Here is a 21,344-nt window from a genome sequence, read left to right as displayed (position 1 = left end):
CTAAGGCAAGTTCCTCTCCCCTGAGGCGCAGGCCTTCATTGATTCGATCCGGGCTGTGCTGCTGATGTGGCGCGACTACGGCGAACCGGGGCATTCGGGGCGGCAGCCACGGCCGCATCGCGCGGATGCAGTGCCGCGACCACCGCGCGCGTGAGGTCGGCGAAGATCGCGTCACGCGCGTCCTTCGGGGCGGTCGATGCAGTGAGGAACGCAGCCACTGCCACCGCGTGGCCGTTCGGCCAGCTCAGGATGCCGATGTCGTTGTAGGCCGCCGTGGTGTGCTCCAGCGTGTACGAGGTGCCGCACTTGTCGGCCAGGCGCACGCCTGGCGGCAGACCCAGCCGGAGGCGGCTCGGGGTCGTCTGTGCATACATCAGGTCGAGCAGGTATTGCGTCGAGGCTGGCGACAGGAGCTCCTTGTTCCACAGCTTGCGCAGGAAGTCGGCGGCGGCGTCCGGCGTGCTGCGGTTGCGCGGATCGGCCAGGTAGGTGCGATAGCCGCGGCGCAGCCTCGCGAGCTGCTGTGCGTCGGTCTCGTGGGCAGGTGACGATTGGCCGGGTTGGAGATCCTCGAAAACGGATCCAAAACCTCGCTCGCCAATATCCACATGCATGCCGTCGATGCCATGGGCACGAAGGAAGGTGGTCACGACCTGCGGGCCGCCGATGACCTTGAGCAGCGTATCGATGGCCGTGTTGTCGCTGTGGCTCACGGCGTCAGTGAGCAGCTGGCGCACGGTGAAGCTCATCCGTTCGCCCTGGAAATGGTCGCGTATCGTGCCCGACTCGAGCTCGTCGCGATGCACGACGACGGTCTGGCCGTAGGACCATCTGCCCTGCTCGATGCCCGCCAGCACGGCGGCGGCCACCGGGGCCTTGAACACGCTCATCATCGGGAATGAGCGGTCGGCATTCGCGCGCCATGCCTGGCCGCTCTGCAGGTCGATCACGGTGACGCCGAGCATGCCGGGGCGCGCCTTATGCGCCAGCTCATCGAGGCGATGCTGCAATTCCGGCGGGTTGGGGATGGGCGGCTGTGCAACTGCGACGGCAATGCGGCCGAAGGTGAGCTGAAACGCAGCGAATATCAGGATGCAGACACGTCTTGCGTTCATCGATGTCCCTGAAGATTTCCGGATATTTGCGGGTTTCAACCGCGCTGCTGCAGCGCCAGTTTCAGACCGAAGCCGAGCAGCACGATGCCGCAGACACGGTCCATCCACTGGCCGACCTGCGGCCGGCGCTGCAGCAGGCGGTGGATGCGGCCGCCCGCCATGGCCAGCACCAGCGACCAGGTGAGCCCGGTGCCGATGAAGCTGGCGCCCAGCACCAGCAGGCCAAGCTGCGGATGGGCGGCGTGCAGCGACACGAACTGCGGCAGGAAGGCGAGGTAGAACAGCGCCACCTTCGGGTTCAGCACGTTGGTTAGCATGCCCTGGCGGAACGCGGCGGCGAAGCCGGTGCCGCGCGTCTGCGTCGGTGCGCGGGCGTGCCGGCGGCTGAACAGCATGCGCAGGCCGATCCACACCAGATAGGCCGCACCGAGGTATTTCAGCACGGCGAAAGCCAACGCCGAAGTCATCAGCAGTGCCGACAGGCCCAGTACCGCGGCCAGCGTGTGCACGACGCAGCCGGCGTTGATGCCCAGTGCGGCACCCAGTCCCACCGCATGCCCTTCGCGGCCGCTGCGCGCGAGGATGTAGAACGTGTCCAGCCCCGGCGTGAGGTTCAGCGCGATGCAGGCGAGCAGGAAGGCGTCGTAGTGCTGGATGCCGAACATGGGCAGGGCTCGCGCGATGGAGGATGCGCGCAATCAGACGTCGCGATGCTTGCCGCGGAACGGCGCGTACCAGGCGCGCAATCGGGCGAGGTCGGCGGCCACGTCCGCCGTGGTGTCGAACAGCGGGCCGAGCTGGATGGTCTTGTCGGGGTAATGGAACGCCACCGGAAAGACCGGCACGCCGGCGCCGCGCGCGATGTGCCAGAAACCGTGCTTCCAGCGCGCTACCGGCTTGCGCGTGCCCTCGGGCGCGATGCCCAGCCACAACCGTTCGCGCTGGCGGAACTGGTCGATCATCTGCTCGACCACGCCCTTGGCGGCACCACGGTCGATGGCCATGCCGCCGAGCCGGCGCAGCAGGCCGCCGAGCGGGCCGCGGAACAGTTCCTGCTTGGCCATGAAGTGCACGTCGGCGCCGATCGCCGCCTTGATCAGCAGGCCCCACACGCCGTCCCACCAGGACGAGTGCGGCGCGGCGATCAGTACCAGCTTCGGCACGTCGGGAAACTCGCCGGTCAGGCTCCAGCCGCACAGGCGCAACACGGCGCGGCAGGCGCGACGTCGCCAGTCATCGCGCAGTTGCGGCATCTGCGCAGGCAGTTGCGACGGGATCGGCAGGGATGCTTTCATTCGAAGTCCGGCTTGCGCGAGCGCGTCTGCTTGATCTTGCCGCGTTGCTGCTTGCCGACCAGGCGGCGTTCCTTCGAAGCGCGGGTGGGCTTGGTCGCCACGCGCTTCTTCGGTGGTACCAGCACGCCGCGAATGATTTCGGCGAGCCGCTCGCGCACATCGTCGCGATTGCGCGCCTGGTCGCGGAAGCGGCGACCCTGGATCACCAGCACGCCGTCGGCGGTGAGCCGGCGGTCGCGTCGCGCCAGCAGACGCGCGCGCACGACATCCGGCAGCGACGGCGAATGCGCCACGTCGAAGCGCAGTTCGACTGCACTCTCGGTGCGATTGACGTGCTGGCCACCGGGACCGTCGGCACGCAGGAAGCGTTCGACCAGCTCGGTTTCAGGAATCGACAGGGTGCGGCTGACGGTCAGCATGCGGGAAGTTTAGGGGATGGCACGGATTCGTAGGAGCGGCTTCAGCCGCGATGCTCTTGGCTGGTGGATCGAAGAGCATCGCGGCTGAAGCCGCTCCTACGCGAGACCGACGTCCGGCAGCGTCCAGCCGAAGCGACGGAGCAGGTCCGCGTACGCTTCGTCCAGCGGCGCCTCGAGCTGCATCGGTGTGCCGGTGACTGGATGCGCGAAGCGCAGTCGCCACGCGTGCAGCAGCATGCGGTGGCAGCCGAAGTGCTGCTTGTACAGGCGGTTGTGGTCGCCGCGGCCGTGCTGGCAGTCGCCGATCACCGGATGGTGGAGGTGGGCGAGATGCTTGCGGATCTGGCGGAAGCGGCCGGTTTCGGGCTCGGCCAGCACGAGGGCGTAACGCTGTTGTGGGTAGCGGCCGAGTTCGATGGGCACTTCCACCGTGGCGAGGCGGCGATAGCACGTGCGTGCCTCGCGGCGCGGGCCGGTTTCGCGCGAACCGGGCAGCGGGTAGTCGGTCACGCCTTCGGCCGGCTCCGGCCAGCCGCGTACCACGGTGAGGTATTGCTTGCGGACGTCGCGGCCCATGAACTGCTCGCCCAACGCGGCGGCGACTTCGCTGGACCGCGCCACCAGCAGCACGCCGCTGGTGGCGCGGTCGAGGCGGTGGGCGAGGTAGACGTTGCCGCCCAGCTGTTCGCGCAGCACGTCGACGAGGTAATGCTCGGCATCGTTCACCATTTTCGAGCGGTGCACGGCCAGGCCCGCGGGCTTGTTCACCGCGACGAGGGCGTCGTCCTGATGGAGGATCTCGATGGGTGGCATGGTGGGATGGGATGCAATGGTAGGAGCGGCTTCAGCCGCGATGCTCTTGTTGTGCATGATGTCGGGAAAGCCGGAAAGGCATCGCGGCTGAAGCCGCTCCTACCGGTGGCCCAGCCAGCCCCAGCCGAACGCCAGCAGCCCCGCCACGCCCATGCCCAGCGGCAACCACGGTCCGTGCTGTGGCGCCAGCGCCCACAGCAGGGTGGCGCCCAGCAGCAGGGTGGCGCCCAGCGCGCTGCCCGCGATCATGCGCAGCAGCCGGCGCAGCAGGTGGCGCTGGTGGCTCAGGGTGTCCACGTCGGCGAGCAGGCGGTGTTCGCCGCGCGCGATGCGTTCGAGCGAGTCGTGCACCAGTTCGGGCAGGCGCGGCGCGAGGTGGAACCATTCGGGCAGGCGCTTGCGCACTTCGCGCAGTGTGCGCAGCGGGCTGTAGCGCTCGCGCAGGATGCGCTTCAGCACCGGATGCGCCACCGCCCAGATGTCGATCTCCGGATCGAGCAGGCGGCCCACGCCCTCGATGTTGAGCAGGGTCTTCTGCAGCAGGATCAGCTGCGGCTGCAGGGTCAGCTCGAAGCGGCGCGCGGTCTGGAACAGTTTCACCACCAGCTCGGCCAGCGAGATCTGCGACAGCGGGCGGGTGAAGTAGGGCTCGCATACCGTGCGCACCGCCGCTTCCAGCTCGTCCAGCCGCACCGTGGCCGGCATCCAGCCGGCGTCCACATGCAGCTTGGCGATGCGCGCGTAGTCGCGCTCGAACAGTGCGATGAAGTTCTGCGCCAGCCAGTACTGGTCGGCCTCGGGCAGCGAGCCCATGATGCCGAAGTCCAGCGCGATGAAGCGTGGCTCGGTGGGGCGCGTGGGGTCCACCCAGATGTTGCCGGGGTGGGCGTCGGCGTGGAAGAAGTTGTCGCGGAACACCTGTTCGTAGAACACCCGCACGCCCTTGACGGCGAGCGCCTTGCGGTCGATGCCGGCGGCGTCGATCGCGGCGATGTCATCGCTGCTGATGCCGTGCACGCGCTCCAGCGTGAGCACGCGCTGCGCGGTCAGGTCCCAGTGCACCTCGGGCACGTAGAGATCGACGCCGCTGGCGAAGTTGCGGCGCAGCAGGCTGGCGCTGGCGCCTTCGCGCTGCAGGTCCAGTTCGTGCTCCAGCATCTTCTCCACTTCCGCGACGACATCCAGCGGCCGGATCTTGTCGGCGTTCGGATGCCAGCGCTGCGCGAGCAGGCCCAGCGAATGCAGCAGGCGCACGTCGCGCGCGATCTTCGCGTCGATGCCGGGGCGCAACACCTTCACCACCACCGCGCGGCCGTCGGGAAGCTCCGCGGCGTGCACCTGGGCGATCGAGGCGGAGGCCAGCGGCGTCTCGTCGAAGTGCGCGTACAGATGGCCAATCGGCGACTTCAGCTCGCGCTCGACGATCGCCTTGGCCTCGACGCCGGGGAAGGGCGGCACCTGGTCCTGCAGCAGGGCGAGTTCGTCGGCGATGTCCTCGGGCACCAGGTCGCGGCGGGTCGACAGCACCTGGCCGGCCTTGACGAAGATCGGCCCCAGCGCGGTGAGCGCGAGGCGCAGCCGCACGCCGCGCGCCAGCGGGCGCACGTCGACGGCGGGCCGGCCCAGCAGCGGACGCAGGAATTTCAGCGGCCGGAACAGATGGGTGGCGTCGACCAGCTCGTCCAGCCGGTAGCGCAGCAGCACCACGGCGACACGCAGCAGGCGCGGCACGACGGCGAGCGGAGTCACGCGCCAGCTCCCTTGGGATGTGTCCCTTGCAAGCGTGCCGCCAATCGATTGATACGCGCCTCCAGCCGCTCGCTGCGTTCGCGCAGCGCATCCACGCCGTCGAGGAAGGCTTCTGCCTCGCCCGGCGCCAGCGCGAGGCGCGATTCGTCGCGCAACCAGGCAGCGCCGTCCTCGGTAAGGTGGCTGGCGGTCTCTTTCGCGTGCGCCAGCGCCTTGCGCACGGCGCGTGCGATCGGCACGCCCAGCACGTCGCCGAACGTGCGGGCGAACGCTTCCTCGAAATCCGGGGCGAACTGGCTGGCGAGTTTTTCCAGCCGGCGCGCGAGGTCGGCGTCGCCGGCGATCTCCACCTTGCCCGGCGCCACGCCGTCGTCGCCGCGGCGCAGCGCCATCGCCAGCAGGCTGCCGGGCGTGGCGGCCACGCGCAGCGTGCTGGCCGCGGTTTCTGTCTCGTCCGGCGGGCCGACCTTGAGGCGACCGTCCTGCACCTGCACGGCCAGCGCCAGCTCCGGCCCGGCGAGGTGCAGCAGCACGCGGCGACCGTTCAACGCGGCGAGCTTCTGCTGCGTGTCGGGATCGAGCGACAGCGTGTGGTTCAGCGCGGTTTCCAGCGCGCGTCCGGCCAGCTTGCGCAGCGGCACGGGCAGCCAGGCGTTGGGTGTGGGGTCGGTCATCCGGCGATTGTAGCGGGCAAGCGCTCGTGGGTCGGGATTCATCCCGACACGTACGAGTCTGTCGGGCTGAAGCCCGACCTGCGCGCAAGGGGTTTTCAATCGATGGCGCCGTCGAAGCCGAGTTGCCGCCAGGCTTCGTACACGGCCACGGCGACGGCATTGGAGAGATTGAGGCTGCGGCTGTCCGGCCGCATCGGCAGGCGCATGCGCTGTGCCTCGGGAATGCCGTCCAGCACCTCGACGGGCAGGCCGGCGGTCTCGCAGCCGAACAGCAACGCGTCGCCGTCGGCGTAGCGGGCATCGACATGGCGCGTGCGGCCGCGGGTGGTGAAGGCATACACGCGCGGCTGGCCGATCGCGGCGAGGCAGTCGTCGAGCTTGTCGTGCACCTGCACGCGGGCGTACTCGTGGTAGTCCAGGCCCGCGCGGCGCAGGCGCGCATCGTCGAGCGCGAAGCCGAGCGGGCGGATCAGGTGCAGCGCGGCGCCGGTGTTGGCGCACAGACGGATGACGTTGCCGGTGTTCGGCGGGATTTCGGGATGGAACAGGATGACATGCAGCATCCGGCGATTATCGCGTGCTCGACGGCACGCGAGCCAACCATCCAGCGATCAGCCGCGCGGCAGCGGGCAGGTTGCGCCGTGGCCCGGCGCCACGCAGGCGTTGGTCGAGGCAACCAGCGCGTGGGTGGCGCCGGCCTTGGCGGCGAACTGCGCCGACAGCGGGACCGTCGTCAGCATCGAGCCGACCACCAGGGCGCAGACCAGCAGGCAGGCGGCGAACAGGCCGTGCAGCATCAGGGTTTCGTGTTTCATGGCGGTACTCCGGTAGTCGCGTCGTGGGGTGGGCTCAGCCCGGCTGACGCGGACAGATCACGCCGTCGGCCAGCAGCGCGCATTGCGTGGGCGAAGCCAGCAGGGAGCTGCCGGCGCTGGCCAGCTGCACGGACGAAGGGGTGGCACTCAGCATCGCGCCCAGCACCAGGGTGCAAACCAGCAGGCAGACGACGAACAGGCCGCTCAGCATCAGGTTCTCGTATTTCATGGTGTGTCTCCGACAAGGGTGGGTGGTTCCTGCACGTGTTCTGGTGCAATCCGCGTGCCAAGCCGAAAATTGTTTTCAAGTTATTGAATTCGAACGATTTGAAAAATCCAGCGTGCAGGCCGGTCGCTTGTCCGCGGACAGCTGGACAGGCAAACCGGACAGCCGGCCGGACGGACAGGCGGGCATGCCCATCGTCATCTGGCAAGAAGTTGCGAACTCCCATAGGCTCAGGCGACATCCGAACCGAAAAGGAGCGTCACGATGGGAAGCAAGCCACTCGCCCTGCTGATCGCGGGTCTGATGAGCGTCGCCGGCGGTGTCGCGCCGGACGTGGCCATGGCCGCGAACAGCGCGTCGGCCGCACACGGCATGCCGGAGATCGCCTACACCCGCTTCACCCTGCCGAACGGACTCACCGTGGTCGTGCACGAGGACCACAAGGCGCCGGTGGTGGCGGTGAGCATCTGGTACCACATCGGTTCGGCCGACGAGCCGAAGGGCAAGACCGGCTTCGCCCATCTGTTCGAGCACCTGATGTTCTCGGGCTCGGAGCACCACAAGGGCACCTACTTCCAGCCGTTCGAGCTGGCCGGCGCCACTGACATGAACGGCACCACCTGGTTCGACCGCACGAACTACTTCGAGACGGTGCCCACCACCGCGCTGGACATGGCGCTGTGGATGGAATCCGACCGCATGGGTCACCTGCTCGGCGCGATCGGCCAGAAGGAGCTCGACACCCAGCGCGGCGTGGTGCAGAACGAGAAGCGCCAGGGCGAGAACCGTCCCTACGGCCGCGTGGACGAGAACATCCTCGCCAACACCTATCCCGCGAACCACCCCTACCAGCACGACACCATCGGCTCGATGGCCGACCTCGACGCCGCCTCGCTGGCCGACGTGAAGGCGTGGTTCCACGACAACTACGGTGCCGCCAACACCACCCTGGTGCTGGCCGGCGACATCACCGTGGCCGAGGCCCGCGCGAAGGCGCTGAAGTACTTCGGCGACATCCCGGCCGGCCAGCCGGTGGCGCGCCAGCAGCCGTGGATCACCCCGCTGGCGAAGTCCACCCGCGGCGTGCAGCACGACCACGTGGCGCAGCCGCGCATCTATCGCACCTGGGTGGTGCCGCAGCTGGGCAGCGATGCCGCGATCCAGCTCGACCTTGCCAGCACCGTACTCGGCGGTGGCAAGACCTCGCGGTTGTACCAGCGCCTCGTCTACCAGGACAAGCTGGTGGACGACGTTTCCGCCAGCATGGCGCCGTTCGCGCTGGCCAGCCAGTTCCAGATCCAGGCCGACGTGAAGCAGGGCGTGGACCCGGCGAAAGTGGAAGCGGCGATCGATGACGAGCTGAAGAAGTTCCTCGCCAGCGGCCCCAGCGCCGACGAACTCGGTCGCGCCAAGATCGGCAACCGCGCGGCGTTCGTGCGCGGGCTGGAGAAGGTGGGCGGCTTCGGCGGCAAGGCGGTGATCCTCGCCGAGGGCCAGGTCTACCGCGGCAACCCGGGCGCCTACCGGCTCGACCTCGAACGCGCCGACGCGGCCACGCCGGCCAGCGTCAAGGCCGCGGCCGACCAGTGGCTCAACAAGGGCGACTACCTGCTCACCGTGCTGCCCGCCGGCAAGGGCTTCGATCCGGTCGCCGAAGACAAGGCGGTGCAGCCGCTGGGCGACGCCGCCGGTCGCCCGCAGCCGAAGCTGCCGGCCGCGCACGCGTACAGCGTGGCGAAGAGCGACGTGGACCGCAGCCAAGGCGTGCCACAGGTCGACGCATTCCCGTCGCTGAGCTTCCCGCAGCTCGAGCGCGGCAAGCTGAAGAACGGCATCGAGGTGATCCTCGCCCAGCGCCACACCATCCCGGTGACCCAGGTGCAGCTGCTGTTCGACGCCGGCTATGCCGCCGACCAAGGTCGCAAGCTCGGCACCGCGAACTTCACCGCGAGCCTGATGAACGAGAGCACCGGCAAGCTCGATTCGGTGGAGATCGCCAAGACCAAGCAGCGGCTGGGCGCGATCACCCGCGTCGGTTGCGGGCTGGACGACTGCAGCGCTTCGCTCAACGCGTTGAACGACCAGCTCCAGCCCTCGCTGGCGCTGTTCGCCGACATCGTGCGCGATCCCGCGTTCAAGCCGGCCGACATCGAGCGCGTGCGCGGCCAGTGGCTGGCCGACATTGCGCAGGAGAAGACCCAGCCGGTCGGCCTCGCGCTGCGCACCCTGCCGCCGCTGCTGTATGGCGCCGACCATGCCTACGGCATCCCGTTCACCGGCAGCGGCACCGAGGCCAGCATCAAGGCGTTGACCGCCGCCGACCTGCGCACCTTCCAGCAGCAGTGGTTGCGCCCGGACAACGTGAAGATCCTGGTCGCCGGCGACACCACGCTGGACCGGATCATCCCGGAACTGGACGCCGCCTTCGGCGACTGGCAGGCACCGGCCGGTGCGATCCCGCACAAGAACATCGCGAAGGTGGCGGCGCAGGCCAAACCGCGCGTGTTCCTGATCGACCGCCCCGATGCGCCGCAGTCGCTAATCATGGCCGGCCTGCTTGCGCCGTCCACGCGCGCGCCGGACAACCTCGCGATCCAGGTGGCGAACGGCGCCTTCGGCGGCACCTTCACCTCGCGCCTCAACATGAACCTGCGCGAGGACAAGCGCTGGGCCTACGGCGCGCAGAGCTTCCTGATGGACGCCCAGGGCCAGCGGCCGATGCTGTTCTACGCACCGGTGCAGACCGACAAGACCGCGCCCTCCGCCGCGGAGGTGCTGAAGGAGGCGCGCGCCGTGATAGCCGACAAGCCGCTGACCGCCGACGAGATCGCGAAGATCAAGGATCAGCGCATCCGCGCGCTGCCGGGCAGCTACGAGACCACCTCCGCGGTGCTCGGCGCGATGAACGGCATCGTTGAGTATGGCCGTCCCGACGACTATGTGCAGACGCTGAAGCCGAAGCTGGAGGCAATCACCCCGGCCGAGGCCGAGGCCGCGATCAAGCAGATCGTGCAGCCCGCGGCGATGACCTGGGTGATCGTGGGCGACCTCAAGCAGATCGAGGCGCCGGTGCGCGCGCTGAACCTGGGCGAGGTGCAGGTGCTCGACGCCGACGGCAAGCCGCTGGCTGACGCGCCAGCCGGCGCGTCAGCGAAATAAGCACGCAAAGGGGACGCGGCCACGCCGGCCGCGTTAGCATGGAGAGGCCGGGCGGTTCACTCCCCGGCCTCTTTCGTCAATGCCCGTCCGGAGTCGTCCATGCGCAAGACCGTGCTGCTGCTCGTCCCCACCCTGCTGCTGGGCGCCTGCACCTGGGGCATCAACCCCACGCCGGCGTCGCAGAACGTGCGCACGGCATGGAACGGCGACGTTTCCGGCTGCAAGGACCTGGGCAAGATCACCGTCTCGGTGATGGACCACGTGGGCCCGGTGGACCGCAACGACATCAAGGTGCGCGACGAACTGCAGGTGATGGCGCGCAACGAAGCCGCCACCATGCACGCCGACACCATCAAGCCGCTGGCCGAACCCAGCGACGGCTCGCAGCCCTGGGGCGCCTACCAGTGCGGCTCGCACCTGGTCACGCCCGCCGCGCCGGGTGGCAACCCGGCCGCGCCCGCTTCCAGTGGTGGCACGCAGACCTATCCGATCAAGGGCGGCTGAGACCGGATTTGCTGAAGCACGAAACACGAAGGGCGCCGAATGGCGCCCTTCGTGTTTCGTGGCCATCGATGCGCAGATGCAGCACGCGCCGTTGACGGATCACAGATGCCCGTTGGCCAGCTCGTCCGCCAGCCGCGGCAACTTGTAGACCTTGCGGACCGCTTCCATCAGCGCGGCGGTGTCCACCGCCACCGCGCGGTTGTTGCTGCCGTCGTAGACGAAGTCGCCGCCGATGGAGTGGATGTTGCCGTCGAAGATCAGGCCCACCGCGTGGCCGTCGCGGTCGATCACCGGGCTGCCGGAGTTGCCGCCGATGATGTCGTTGTCGGTGACGAAGTCGAACGGCGTGGAGAGATCCAGCGAATCCTTCGCCTTGATCCAGCTGTCCGGCAGCTTGAACGGATCGGCGCCGGTGGCGCGCCGGTAGGTGCCGGCGAAGTCGGTGAACGGCGGCACCTGGTGGTCGCCTTCCTTCCAGCCGACCACCTTGCCGTAGGACAGGCGCAGGGTGAAGGTGGCATCCGGGTAGTTGCTGGTGCCTTCGCGCGCGAAGCGGGCCTGGGCGATCGCCTCGCCGGCCTTGGTGGTGGGCGCCTGCACCTCACCCTCGTACTGCTTGCGCAGCTTCGTCGCGGTGGGCTCGATCTTGCGCGCGAACACGATCATCGGATCGGTGGAGGCTTCGATCGCCTTTTCGCCGCCATCCCACAGCTGCTTGCGCAGCGCGGGGTCGGCGAGTTTCGTGCCGTCCACCAGTGACTTGGCGAGTTCGTCGGGCGACTGCCTGCCCAGCGTCGCGTGCACGAAGGCATCGTCGGCGCCGAGGATCTGGCGCATCTTCTCCATCGACCAGGCCATCATGGTGCGTTCGTACTCCGGATACACCGGTACCTTCGCCTCCAGCGACTGCTCCACCGCGGGCAGGTTGGCGTTGCGGAACTGCGGCAGGCGTTCGGTGTCGGGCTTGGCGCGCTGGGCCGCGCCGCGCACCAGGGTCATCGCGTCGGCGAACAGCTGGGTGCCCACGCCGAAGCCGCGGCCACCGGCGATCATCAGGTAACGGTTCTGCAGCTCCTTGCCGCGCTGCTGGGCCTTGGCCAGTTCCGCCCACGGGTCGCCGTACTTCGCGCGGCGGGCCGGGTCGGCGGCGATCCAGTCGCGCAGCGCGGCGTCCGACTTCTGCTTGTGCGTGATGAAGCCTTCGTTGGTGAGCGTGGCCAGCCAGCCCTTGAACACCTTCAGCGTGTTCTCGATGCCGAACTGCATGTCCTGCGCTTCCTTGGCCTGCTGCGTGCCGGCGCGGCCGTACTGCCACAGCACGCCGCGCAGGTCGGACAGGTAGCCGTACAGCGGGATCAGCGTGTCGTCGCGCATGGCCGCCAGCTGGATCCACGGCGTCTCGCGCTGGGTGGAGCCGGGATTGCCCACCACGAAGGTGAGCTCGCCGGCCTTCGGGCCGTGCGGGTCGAACTTCAGGAACTGCGGCGTCTTCGCCGGCTTGCCGTCCACCCAAGCGCGGAAGAAGGTGACGTCGAGGTCGTAGCGCGGGAAGTTGAAGTTGTCCGGGTCGCCGCCGAAGAACGCGATGCTCTGCTCGGGTGCGAACACTAGGCGCACGTCCTGGTAGCGGCGGTACTTGTACAGCGCGTAGCGGCCGCCGTGGTACAGCGAGATCACGTCGCAGCGCCAGCTCTTTGCGTCGCCGGCCACGCATTGTTCTTCCAGCTGGCTGTCGATCGCGCGCTCGGCCTTGATGCGCTCGGCGCCGGTCTTGCCGTTCGTCGCCGCGTTCACCCTGGCGGTGACGTCGGTGATCGAGTCGAGCTGGTTGAGCTCGACGTCGGGGCACTTCGGCTCGTCCTCGGGCTTCATCGCCACGTAGCCGTCGGCCATGTAGTTGTGGCCGCTGCCGGAGAGCTGGGACAGGCAGGCGTTGGCGCAGTGATGGTTGGTCATCACCAGGCCGTCGGCGGAGACGAAGGAGCCGGAGCAGCCCTCGGCCAGCCGCACCGCCGCGTGCTGGATCAGGTCGATCCACTGCGGCGTGGGCGTGAAGCCGTAGCGTTGCTGCAGCTGCTTCGTCGGCAGGTGGTCCAGCGTCCACATGCCTTCGTCGGCCATCGCGCCGGCGGCGGCGCCCAGCAGCAGGCCGGAAAACCCCAGGAGCAACCAGCGTTTCATCGCGTCCCCTCCGTGTGTGGGCGGATCGGCGCGGATGGCGCGAGTCCGTCGTTGGCGTGTCGAACCGGCGGCCATCGTGGCACCGGCCGCAGGGACGCGGAAGTGAAGGCCGGCAGGGGTGCTTGCAGGCGGCCGGCGGCGGGCATAAAATCCACATCCATATATTTCATATATGAAATACAAACGCAGACATTAGTTCCGCCGTGAGCAGCTTCGCCCCCACCGAACAGCGCCTCGCCGTCACCTGCCGGCTCCAGCCCGCGTTTCCGCGCAAGCCGGCGGTGCTGGTGCGGCTGGTCAAGCACCTTTACAAGCGCGTGCACGACGACGCCAACGCGCTGCTGAAGCCCTGGGGCATCAGTCACCCGGAGTACAACATCCTGATGATGTTGTACGGCACCGAGGGCTACACGATGAACCCTTCGCAGCTGGCCGAGGCGGCGGGCGAGAAGTCGGCCAACATCACGCGGCTTGCAGACCGTCTGTGCGACAAGGGACTGATCGAGCGCACCGCGAGCGACGAGGACCGGCGCAAGATCAGCTTGAGCCTGAGTCGGCAGGGGTTGGCGATGATCGACGACTTCATGCCCGCGATCTGCGCGCTGCTGGAGCGCCAGACCGCCGGCCTGAAGCCCACCGAGACGGCGCAACTGGAACGCCTGCTCAAGAAATTCCTGGACCAGTTGGAACGGGACTGACGGTGGGGCGGGGTTGAGGCCATGGCGTCGGCAGCGATGAAGACGGGGCAGGTGGTGCGCCGCTGGCCGGTGCTGGCGGAAGCGTTCGCCGGTGAAGGCCGCGCCTGGCTGTTCGTGTTCAAGACGCTGCTGGCGCTGTACGTCACGGCGTGGCTGGCGATGTGGTTGCGGCTGGAGCAGCCGGCTACCGCGATGATCACGGTGGGTGTCGTGATGCATCCGCACAGCGGCATGGTGCGGGCCAAGAGCTTCTATCGCGCGATCGGCACGCTGTGTGGCAGCACGTTCGGACTGGCGTTGCTGTGCGTGTTCCCGCAGCAGCGCGTGCTGTTCCTGCTGTGCATGTCGCTGTGGGTGGGCTTGTGCGCGGGCGGCGCCACGCTGTACCGCAACTTCATGGCCTACGGTTTCGTGCTGGCTGGCTACACCGCGGCAATCGTGGCGTTGCCGGCGATCGGCAATCCGCTAGTCGTGTTCGACTCGGCCCTGATGCGTGTGAGCGAGGTGATGCTGGGCCTGGTGGTGTCCGGCGTGGTCAGCGACCTGGTGTTTCCCGAGCGCCTGCGCCTGGTGCTGCGCCAGGAGGCACGCGCGCACTTCGCGAACTTCATCGACTTCGTGCGCGGCTCCACCGGCGGCAGCATCCCGCGCGCGGAGATGGAACAGGCGCATCTGCGCTTCGTGCGTGCCGCGGTGCAACTGGAGAACCAGCGTGCCTCGGTGATCTTCGAGGATCCGGAAATCCGCGCGCGCAGCACCCGCATGCGCCTGCTCAACCAGCACAACATGGCGGCGGCGACCAGCTTCCAGTCGCTGCACCACCTGATCAATCGGCTGCAGCGCGAGCATCGCGATACGGAAGTGGCCGCGCTGACCGCGCTTTACCATCCGATCGGCGCGGCGCTGACCACCGCGCCCGACGACTTGCACGATCCCGCGGTGCTGGCGCCGCGCCTGCGCGAGTGCGCCGAGCAGCTGCCGGCACTGGAGGCGGAGTTGCGCGCGGGCCTGCCGCCGGGACGCGCGCAGCTGGCGTTCGACACCGGCGCCACGGTGCTGAAGCGCTTCCTCGACGAGCTGTGCGGCTACGTCGAGGTGGAGCTGGCGCTGCGCGCGCGCGTGCAGCGCGGCGCCGTGGAGCGCGTGCATTTCCGTCGCGGCAACGATGCCAGCGGCGCGATGGTGGCGGTGCTGCGCACCTTTCTCACCATGGCCACGCTGAGTGCGTTCTGGATCGCCAGCGGATGGCCGTTCGGCGCCAGCGCGATGCTGCTGGCCACCGTCTTCAGCGGCCTGCTCGCGGCGACGCCGAACCCGCTCGCCTCCGCGTTCAACATGCTGATCGGCTACGCCCTGGGCATGCTCGCCGGCCTGTTCACGGCCTACGTGCTGTTGCCCGGCAGCGACGGCTTCGTGATGCTGATCGCGGCGACCTTGCCGCTGCTGATGATCGGGCCGTGGCTCAACGCGCATCCGGAATGGCCCGGCATCGGCGGCGGCTACGCGATCGGCATCGTCTACATCCTCGCGCTGAAGAACCCGATGGTGTACGACCCGGCGCTGGCGTTGAACGAGGCCATCGCACAGCTGGCCGGCGTGGCGATGGCGGCGGTGGCCTTCGTGTTCGTGCCGCGCGTCACCGGCAGCGGCTGGCAGCGCCGGCGGCAGTTCCGTCGCCTGCGCGAGCAGGTGGTCGAGGCGGCCAGCGCATCGCTGGACGGTTTGCCGTGGCGCTTCGAAAGCGAGAGCCGCGACCTGTTCCACCAGGCCATCATGCATACCCGTCCGGGCAGCCGCGCGTCGCGCGAGCTGCTGGCCTGGGCGCTGGCGGTGCACGAGAGCGGGCGCGCGCTGATCGAGCTGCGCCAGCAGTTGCACGACGGCCGCTTCCCGGTCGAAGTGCGCGCGGCGGTGGAGCGTGCGGTGCAGGCGGTGGCGCAGCTGTACCACCACCCCGACGCGGTGCGCCGGCAACAAGCCGAGGACCTCGTGCGCGCCGCGATCGAGGACTGTGCCGACACGCCGGCGCTGCGCCCGCGCCTGTACCAGCTGCTGGGCGCGCTGCGCGACGACGAATCGCCGCTGGCCACCTGGATGCCTGCCGAGGAGGCCGCCCGTGCCACGTGAAATCGACATCCAGGGCGTGCTGGTGCCCGGCCTGTTGCCGATCTTCCTCGGCTGCCTGCTGTTGATGGCGCTGGTGGACCTGCTGGTCGGCCGCTACGGCCTGTACCGCTACGTGTGGCACCCGCCGCTGTTCCGCCTCGCCCTGTTCGCCTGTGTTTTCAGTCTTGCCGGGCTTCTGCTGCTTCGCTGACCAAGTCACGCCATGAACAAAACTTCGCTGTTGCGCTTCCTGTTCACCGCCGTGGTGGTGCTCGCCGCCACCGTGCTCGGCCACGCGCTGTGGAAGCACTACCTGTATTCGCCGTGGACCCGCGATGGCCGCGTGCGCGCCGACGTGGTGCAGATCGCGCCCGATGTGGCCGGCCTGGTCGCCACGGTGCCGGTGCACGACAACCAGTTCGTGCACAAGGGCGAGCTGCTGATGACGATCGACCGCGACCGCTACATCCTCGCCCTGCAGCAGGCCGAGGCGAACCTCGCCGCGGCCGAAGCCAGCGCCCGCGCGGCGGGTGCCGGCGCCGCGGCCGCCGCGGCCGCGATTTCCGGCAGCAAGACCGAGTACGAAATGTTCGAGGCGCAGGCGCAGCGGCGCCTGCAGATGCCCGAGCAGAGCGTGATCTCGGTCGAGGACCGGCAGAACGCGGTGGCCGCCGCGAACAATGCGCGCGCCGGCCTGCAGCAGGCCCAGGCCTCGCACAATCAGGCGAGCGCCGGCGCGCAGCAGGCGCTGGCGGCGGTGCAGCAGGCGCAGGTGGCGGTGGACCTGGCCCGGCTCAATCTCCAGCGCACCGAAGTGCGCGCACCGGCGGACGGCTACGTCACCAACCTCGACGTGCGCGTGGGCGACTACGCCGCCGCCGGCGCCGCGCGCATGGCGCTGATCGACAGCCACAGCTACTACATCTACGGCTACTTCGAGGAAACCAAGCTGCCGCAGCTGCGCGTGGGCGATCCGGTCGACATCCGCCTGATGGCCGGCGGCGTGCACCTCAAGGGCACGATCACCGGCATCGCGCGCGGCATCACCGACAGCGACAACCCCACCGGCGCGAACCTGCTCGCCGACGTCAATCCCACCTTCAACTGGGTGCGGCTGGCCCAGCGCGTGCCGGTGCGCATCGCGATCGACACCGCCGCGTTGCCCAAGGGCATGGTGCTGGCCGCCGGCATGACCGCCACGATCGAGGTGCAGCCGCACGCGAAATGACCCGCGTGCCGCTGCGTGCGGATAGGCAAGTCCGCGCGTGATTTGCCATCATGCGCGACCATGAACCGCTTGATGGACACCCCGGGCCGACTCGCCCGCCGCCTGCTGCCGCGTCGCCGCGGCGCGGCGGCGGAGCGCCTGCCCGCCTTCGCCGTGCCGGCCGACGCGATCGCGGCGCTGCCCGATCCGGCCGTCTTCCGCCAGACCCTGCTGCAGCTGATCGCCGAGGCCGAGCGGCGCATCGTGGTCGTGGCGCTGTACCTGCAGGACGACGATGGCGGCCGCGAGGTGCTCGAAGCGCTGTACGCAGCGAAGGCACGGCAGCCGGCGCTGCGCATCACGCTGTACGTGGACTGGCATCGCGCGCGTCGCGGCCTGATCGGCCAGGCGCACAGCGAGGGCAACGCGGGCATGTACCGCGAGTTCGCGCGTCGGCTGGGCGACGGCGTGGAGATCCGCGGCGTGCCGGTGCAGGGCCGCGAGCTGCTCGGCGTGCTGCACCTGAAGGGCTGGGTGATCGATGACGCCGTGCTGTACACCGGCGCCAGCCTCAACGACGTCTACCTCGCGCGGCACGGCCGCTACCGGCTGGATCGCTACCACCTGCTGCGCCATCGCGGGCTGGCCGATGCGCTGGCCGGCTTCGTCGAGCGCCAGTTCGCCGGCAACGCGGCCGTGCCGCGATTGGATACGCCGACGGCGCCGGCCACCCGCGCGCTGCTGCCGGCGATCCGCGAGTTGCACCAGTCGCTGCAGTCAGCCAGCTATGCCGTGCCCGACGAGACGCCGCCGGCCGACGGGGTGGCAGTGACGCCGCTGCTGGGCCTGGGCCGCAACGGCAACGCACTCAACGACACGGTACTGGCGCTGCTGCAGGAGGCGCGCGAGCGGGTGATCCTGCTCACGCCGTACTTCAACCTGCCGCGGCCGGTGCGCGCGGCGGTGGGTCACGCGCTGCGGCGCGGCTGCCGCATCGACATCATGGTGGGCGACAAGACCGCCAACGATTTCTACATCCCGCCGGGCCAGCCGTTCACCACGATCGGCCTGCTGCCGTATCTCTACGAGAACAACCTGCGTCGCTTCGCCCGCGCGCATGCGCGGCAGATCGCCAGCGGCCAGCTGAACCTGTGGCTGTGGCGCGACGGCGGCAACAGCTACCACCTGAAGGGCCTGCTGGTCGACGATCACGCGGCCCTGCTCACCGGCCACAACCTCAATCCGCGCGCCTGGTCGCTGGACCTGGAGAACGGCCTGCTGCTGCGCGACCCCGCGCGACGCCTGCATGCGATGCACGAAGCCGAGTGGGCGGAGCTGCGCCGGCACGCCGAGCGGCTCGCCGACTACCGCGCGCTGGAAAGCCCGCGGCACTATCCGCCGGAAGTGCGGCGCCTGTTGCGCCGCCTGAGCCGGGTGCGGCTGGATCGCCTGGTCAACTGGCTATTGTGATGCCCGGCGCCTGCGGGCGGGACTGGTCCGGCCCGCGGTGGCAGGCGTTTTTCGTTCCGGCCTTTTCCGGGCGGGAACCAGGGCCGGTGGCGCTCAACCCAGCGCGCGCACCCGGAAGTTGCGCCCCTTGATGCGCCCCGCGCGCAGCCGTTCCAGCGCCTTGTTCGCCAGCGCGCGGCTGATCGCCACGTAGGCGCGGGTGGCGTACACGTCGATCTTGCCGATGTCGTTCGCGTCCAGTCCGGCGTCGCCGGTGAGCGCGCCGAGGATGTCGCCGGGGCGCAGCTTGTCCTGGCGGCCGGCGTCGATCACCAGGGTCTTCATCGGCGCGAGGTTCAGCGTCTTGCCGCGCGGCGGCGCGAGCTTCAAGGCGCGCCACGGCAAGGGCGCGCCCATGGCCGCCTCGATGTTCGCCGCCTTGGGCCGCTCGCGCGGCGTGCACAGGGTGATGGCGAGGCCCGATTCGCCGGCGCGGCCGGTGCGACCGATGCGGTGGGTGTGCGTGTCCGGATCGTGCGCGATGTCGAAGCTGACCACCAGCGGCAGCGCGGCGATGTCGAGCCCGCGCGCAGCCACGTCGGTGGCCACCAGCACGTTGCAGCTCTTGTTGGCGAAGCGCACCAGCACCTCGTCGCGGTCGCGCTGTTCCATGTCGCCGTGCAGGGCCAGCGCGGAATAGCCGCGCCTGTCCAGCTCCTGCGCCACTGCGTCCACGTCCTTGCGCATGTTGCAGAACACCAGCGCGCCATCCCATTTTGAATCCGGCCCGCGCTCGCCGGTCAGCAGCTGCGCCAGCGCGTCGAGCTTGTGCGCGGGCTCCACTTCGATGAACTGCTGCTCGATCGCGGGCTTCGCTTCGGCGGGCGCCTCCACGGTGATCTCGACGGGCTCCTGCTGCACACGCTTGCTGACGGCGCGGATCTCATCGGGGTAAGTGGCCGAGAACAACAGCGTCTGGTGGTGCTTCGCGATGCGCCCCACGATGTCGTCGATCGCCTCGCTAAAGCCCATGTCCAGCATGCGGTCGGCCTCGTCCAGTACCAGCACCTTGATGCCGCCGCCGTGCAGGCTGCCGCGCTTCAGGTGTTCCTGCACGCGGCCGGGCGTGCCCACCACGATGTGCGGATCGTGCGTGAGCGAGGCCAGCTGCGGCCCCAGCGGCATGCCGCCGCACAAGGTCAGCAGCTTCACGTTGGGGATGTTCGCGGCCAGCTTGCGGATCGCCTTGCTGACCTGGTCGGCCAATTCGCGCGTGGGGCACAGCACCAGCGCCTGCAGGCGGATCGTTTCCACCTGCAGCGCCTGCAGCAGGGCCAGCCCGAACGCGGCCGTCTTGCCGCTGCCGGTCTGCGCCTGCGCGATCACGTCGCGGCCAGCCAGCATCGGCGGCAGGCTTTGTTCCTGCACGGGCGTCATGTCCGCATAGCCCAGGGTTTCGAGGCTGGCGAGCAGGGAGGGTTGGAGCGGGAGCGTGGCGAAGGCGGTCATGCGCCATGATCGCATGCGCCGCTGCCGCGCCGGCTATTCCAGCGCCGAATCGATGCGGATCTCGCCGGTGAGCACCTTGTGGATCGGGCAGGCGTTGGCGATCTGCAGCAGGCGTTCGCGCTGCGCCTCGTCCAGGGCGCCATGCACGGTGATGCGTCGGCGGATCCGGTTGCTGCCGTCTTCCGGCTTGCCGTCGGGGTTGAAGTCCAGCGCCACCTCGACGCCCTCCAGCGGCCAGCCCTTGCGCTCGGCGTACATCTTCAGCGTGATCGAGGTGCAGGCGCCCAGCGCGGAGAGCAGCAGCCGATGCGGGTCCGGGCCGCTGTCGCCGCCGCCGAGCGTCTGCGGCTCGTCGGCCAGCCACGTGTGCCCACGGTCGTCGTGGAAACGGACGGCGTAGGGCGTGTCGGCGATGGTGGCCGTGACGGCGGGAGTGGTGCTCATCGGTTGCTCCTTCGGTGTGCGGTGGAGTGGTGTAGCACGGCTGGCCCGCCGCCGCCGTGAAACCGGCCGACTTGCATCCGCGCACGCACTCGTCGACCCTGTACAGCCCCCGTTCCGCCTGTGCACCGCCATGGACATCGTCTTCATCGAGGATCTGCGCATCGATGCCGTGATCGGCATCTACGACTGGGAGCGCCGCGTGCGCCAGACGCTGGCGTTCGACATCGAGATGGCGTTCGACAACCGCGTGCCGGCCGCCGGCGACGACATCGCGCTCACGCTGAACTACAAGGACGTGTCGAAGCGGCTGATCGACTACGTGGGCGCCTCCAGCTTCGGCCTGGTGGAGACGCTGGCCGAGCGCTGCGCCGCGATCATCCGCGAGGAATTCGGCGTGAGCTGGGTGCGGCTGAAGCTGTCCAAGCCCGGCGCGGTGCGCGGCGCGAAGGCGGTGGGTGTGCGCATCGAGCGCGGCACGCGGCCGCAGTGAGCATGGCGCGTGTCTACCTCAGCCTGGGCTCGAACGTCGAGCCGCAGCGCTACCTCAAGGCTGCGCTGGATGAATTGCGCGCGCGCTTCGGCGCGATCACTGTGTCGCCGGCCTACCGCAGCCGCTCGGTGGGCTTCGATGGCGCGGATTTCGTGAACCTTGCGGTGGGACTGGACACGGAACTGGAACCGATCGCGCTCAACGACTGGCTGCACGCGCTGGAGGACCGCCACGGCCGTCGCCGCGACGTGCCGCGCTATTCGGACCGCACGCTGGACGTGGACATCGTGCTGTACGACGAGCGCGTGATCGATGGCCCCGGCCACCTGCAGATCCCGCGCAAGGAACTCCGGCACGCCTTCGTGCTGAAGCCGCTGGCCGACATCGCGCCCGTGGCGCGCCACCCCGTCGGCGGGCAGACGATGGCCGAGCTGTGGGCGGCATTCCCGCCGGAATGCGAGCCGTTGACGGTCGAGCCACTCTGATCCTTC

General features: G+C 69.1%; 22 protein-coding genes. 9 read left to right on the top strand and 13 right to left on the bottom strand.

Features of this window, described 5'->3' with window-relative positions; all coding sequences use genetic code 11:
* Positions 1–35 precede the first annotated feature (35 nt).
* From bla to AB7878_RS07850, 10 genes are all read right to left on the bottom strand, one after another.
* Positions 36–1,115, bottom strand: a complete 1,080-nt coding sequence (gene bla, locus AB7878_RS07895) for a class A beta-lactamase (protein ID WP_369493834.1) — start codon at positions 1,113–1,115, stop codon at positions 36–38.
* Positions 1,116–1,150: 35 nt separating this feature from the next.
* On the bottom strand, positions 1,151–1,780 hold the full coding sequence (locus tag AB7878_RS07890; RefSeq protein ID WP_369493833.1) for a LysE family translocator: 630 nt from the start codon (positions 1,778–1,780) through the stop codon (positions 1,151–1,153).
* 33 nt (positions 1,781–1,813) lie between these two features.
* Positions 1,814–2,410 carry a 1-acyl-sn-glycerol-3-phosphate acyltransferase gene (locus tag AB7878_RS07885; protein ID WP_369493832.1) on the bottom strand — a complete coding sequence of 199 codons (597 nt, stop codon included), beginning with the start codon at positions 2,408–2,410 and terminating at the stop codon, positions 1,814–1,816.
* A complete protein-coding gene (gene arfB / locus AB7878_RS07880; protein WP_369493831.1) occupies positions 2,407–2,829 on the bottom strand; it encodes an alternative ribosome rescue aminoacyl-tRNA hydrolase ArfB in 423 nt (140 codons plus the stop codon). Before arfB ends, AB7878_RS07885 begins: the two co-directional genes overlap by 4 nt.
* Before the next feature lie 96 nt (positions 2,830–2,925).
* Complete coding sequence (locus tag AB7878_RS07875) at positions 2,926–3,642, bottom strand: pseudouridine synthase (RefSeq protein ID WP_369495741.1); 717 nt, start codon at positions 3,640–3,642, stop codon at positions 2,926–2,928.
* Positions 3,643–3,741: 99 nt separating this feature from the next.
* Complete coding sequence (ubiB, locus tag AB7878_RS07870) at positions 3,742–5,391, bottom strand: ubiquinone biosynthesis regulatory protein kinase UbiB (RefSeq protein WP_369493830.1); 1,650 nt, start codon at positions 5,389–5,391, stop codon at positions 3,742–3,744.
* Entirely contained in the window at positions 5,388–6,065 is a 678-nt protein-coding gene (locus AB7878_RS07865; protein WP_369493829.1) for a ubiquinone biosynthesis accessory factor UbiJ, read from the bottom strand. The genes ubiB and AB7878_RS07865 overlap by 4 nt, the downstream gene beginning before the upstream one ends.
* A 95-nt stretch (positions 6,066–6,160) precedes the next feature.
* Entirely contained in the window at positions 6,161–6,628 is a 468-nt protein-coding gene (gene trmL, locus AB7878_RS07860; protein WP_369493828.1) for a tRNA (uridine(34)/cytosine(34)/5-carboxymethylaminomethyluridine(34)-2'-O)-methyltransferase TrmL, read from the bottom strand.
* Between the two features lie 48 nt (positions 6,629–6,676).
* On the bottom strand, positions 6,677–6,880 hold the full coding sequence (locus AB7878_RS07855) for a hypothetical protein (protein ID WP_369493827.1): 204 nt from the start codon (positions 6,878–6,880) through the stop codon (positions 6,677–6,679).
* Positions 6,881–6,914: 34 nt separating this feature from the next.
* A complete protein-coding gene (locus AB7878_RS07850) occupies positions 6,915–7,109 on the bottom strand; it encodes a hypothetical protein (RefSeq protein WP_369493826.1) in 195 nt (64 codons plus the stop codon).
* Between the two features lie 261 nt (positions 7,110–7,370).
* On the opposite strand from AB7878_RS07850, the gene AB7878_RS07845 reads away from it, so the two are divergent.
* Both AB7878_RS07845 and AB7878_RS07840 read left to right on the top strand, forming a co-directional pair.
* Positions 7,371–10,265 carry a M16 family metallopeptidase gene (locus AB7878_RS07845; protein ID WP_369493825.1) on the top strand — a complete coding sequence of 965 codons (2,895 nt, stop codon included), beginning with the start codon at positions 7,371–7,373 and terminating at the stop codon, positions 10,263–10,265.
* Between the two features lie 99 nt (positions 10,266–10,364).
* Positions 10,365–10,769, top strand: coding sequence for a DUF4156 domain-containing protein (locus AB7878_RS07840; RefSeq protein ID WP_369493824.1), 405 nt, complete (start codon positions 10,365–10,367; stop codon positions 10,767–10,769).
* 99 nt (positions 10,770–10,868) lie between these two features.
* Here AB7878_RS07840 and AB7878_RS07835 read toward each other — a convergent pair whose 3' ends face one another.
* Positions 10,869–12,950, bottom strand: a complete 2,082-nt coding sequence (locus AB7878_RS07835; RefSeq protein WP_369493823.1) for a S46 family peptidase — start codon at positions 12,948–12,950, stop codon at positions 10,869–10,871.
* Between the two features lie 203 nt (positions 12,951–13,153).
* Between AB7878_RS07835 and AB7878_RS07830 the strand changes: the two genes are divergently transcribed.
* From AB7878_RS07830 to pssA, 5 genes are read left to right on the top strand one after another with little or no spacing between them, the layout of a single operon-like run.
* Positions 13,154–13,648 (top strand): MarR family winged helix-turn-helix transcriptional regulator, encoded by a 495-nt coding sequence (locus AB7878_RS07830; protein WP_369493822.1) that lies wholly within the window; start codon positions 13,154–13,156, stop codon positions 13,646–13,648.
* A 21-nt stretch (positions 13,649–13,669) separates the two neighbouring features.
* On the top strand, positions 13,670–15,775 hold the full coding sequence (locus tag AB7878_RS07825; protein ID WP_369493821.1) for an FUSC family protein: 2,106 nt from the start codon (positions 13,670–13,672) through the stop codon (positions 15,773–15,775).
* Positions 15,765–15,965: a DUF1656 domain-containing protein gene (locus AB7878_RS07820; protein ID WP_369493820.1), complete on the top strand. Its 201-nt coding sequence runs from the start codon at positions 15,765–15,767 to the stop codon at positions 15,963–15,965. Before AB7878_RS07825 ends, AB7878_RS07820 begins: the two co-directional genes overlap by 11 nt.
* A 12-nt stretch (positions 15,966–15,977) precedes the next feature.
* Positions 15,978–16,982: an HlyD family secretion protein gene (locus tag AB7878_RS07815; protein ID WP_369493819.1), complete on the top strand. Its 1,005-nt coding sequence runs from the start codon at positions 15,978–15,980 to the stop codon at positions 16,980–16,982.
* 60 nt (positions 16,983–17,042) lie between these two features.
* The gene (gene pssA, locus AB7878_RS07810) at positions 17,043–18,431 is read left to right on the top strand and encodes a CDP-diacylglycerol--serine O-phosphatidyltransferase (protein WP_369493818.1); all 1,389 of its coding nucleotides are present in this window, start codon (positions 17,043–17,045) and stop codon (positions 18,429–18,431) included.
* A gap of 93 nt (positions 18,432–18,524) precedes the next feature.
* Here pssA and dbpA read toward each other — a convergent pair whose 3' ends face one another.
* Complete coding sequence (gene dbpA, locus AB7878_RS07805; RefSeq protein ID WP_369493817.1) at positions 18,525–19,919, bottom strand: ATP-dependent RNA helicase DbpA; 1,395 nt, start codon at positions 19,917–19,919, stop codon at positions 18,525–18,527.
* 33 nt (positions 19,920–19,952) lie between these two features.
* Positions 19,953–20,363 carry an OsmC family protein gene (locus tag AB7878_RS07800; RefSeq protein ID WP_369493816.1) on the bottom strand — a complete coding sequence of 137 codons (411 nt, stop codon included), beginning with the start codon at positions 20,361–20,363 and terminating at the stop codon, positions 19,953–19,955.
* A gap of 130 nt (positions 20,364–20,493) precedes the next feature.
* Here AB7878_RS07800 and folB point away from each other — a divergent pair, with 130 nt between their 5' ends.
* Both folB and folK read left to right on the top strand, forming a co-directional pair.
* Positions 20,494–20,853 carry a dihydroneopterin aldolase gene (folB, locus tag AB7878_RS07795; RefSeq protein ID WP_369493815.1) on the top strand — a complete coding sequence of 120 codons (360 nt, stop codon included), beginning with the start codon at positions 20,494–20,496 and terminating at the stop codon, positions 20,851–20,853.
* Positions 20,854–20,855: 2 nt separating this feature from the next.
* A complete protein-coding gene (folK, locus tag AB7878_RS07790) occupies positions 20,856–21,338 on the top strand; it encodes a 2-amino-4-hydroxy-6-hydroxymethyldihydropteridine diphosphokinase (RefSeq protein ID WP_369493814.1) in 483 nt (160 codons plus the stop codon).
* The last annotated feature ends 6 nt before the right edge of the window (positions 21,339–21,344 follow it).

It is taken from the genome of Rhodanobacter humi (assembly GCF_041107455.1).
Classification (GTDB): Bacteria; Pseudomonadota; Gammaproteobacteria; order Xanthomonadales; family Rhodanobacteraceae; genus Rhodanobacter_A.
Note: the sequence above shows the minus strand (reverse complement) of the source record. Positions and strands in the feature narration are given on the sequence as shown.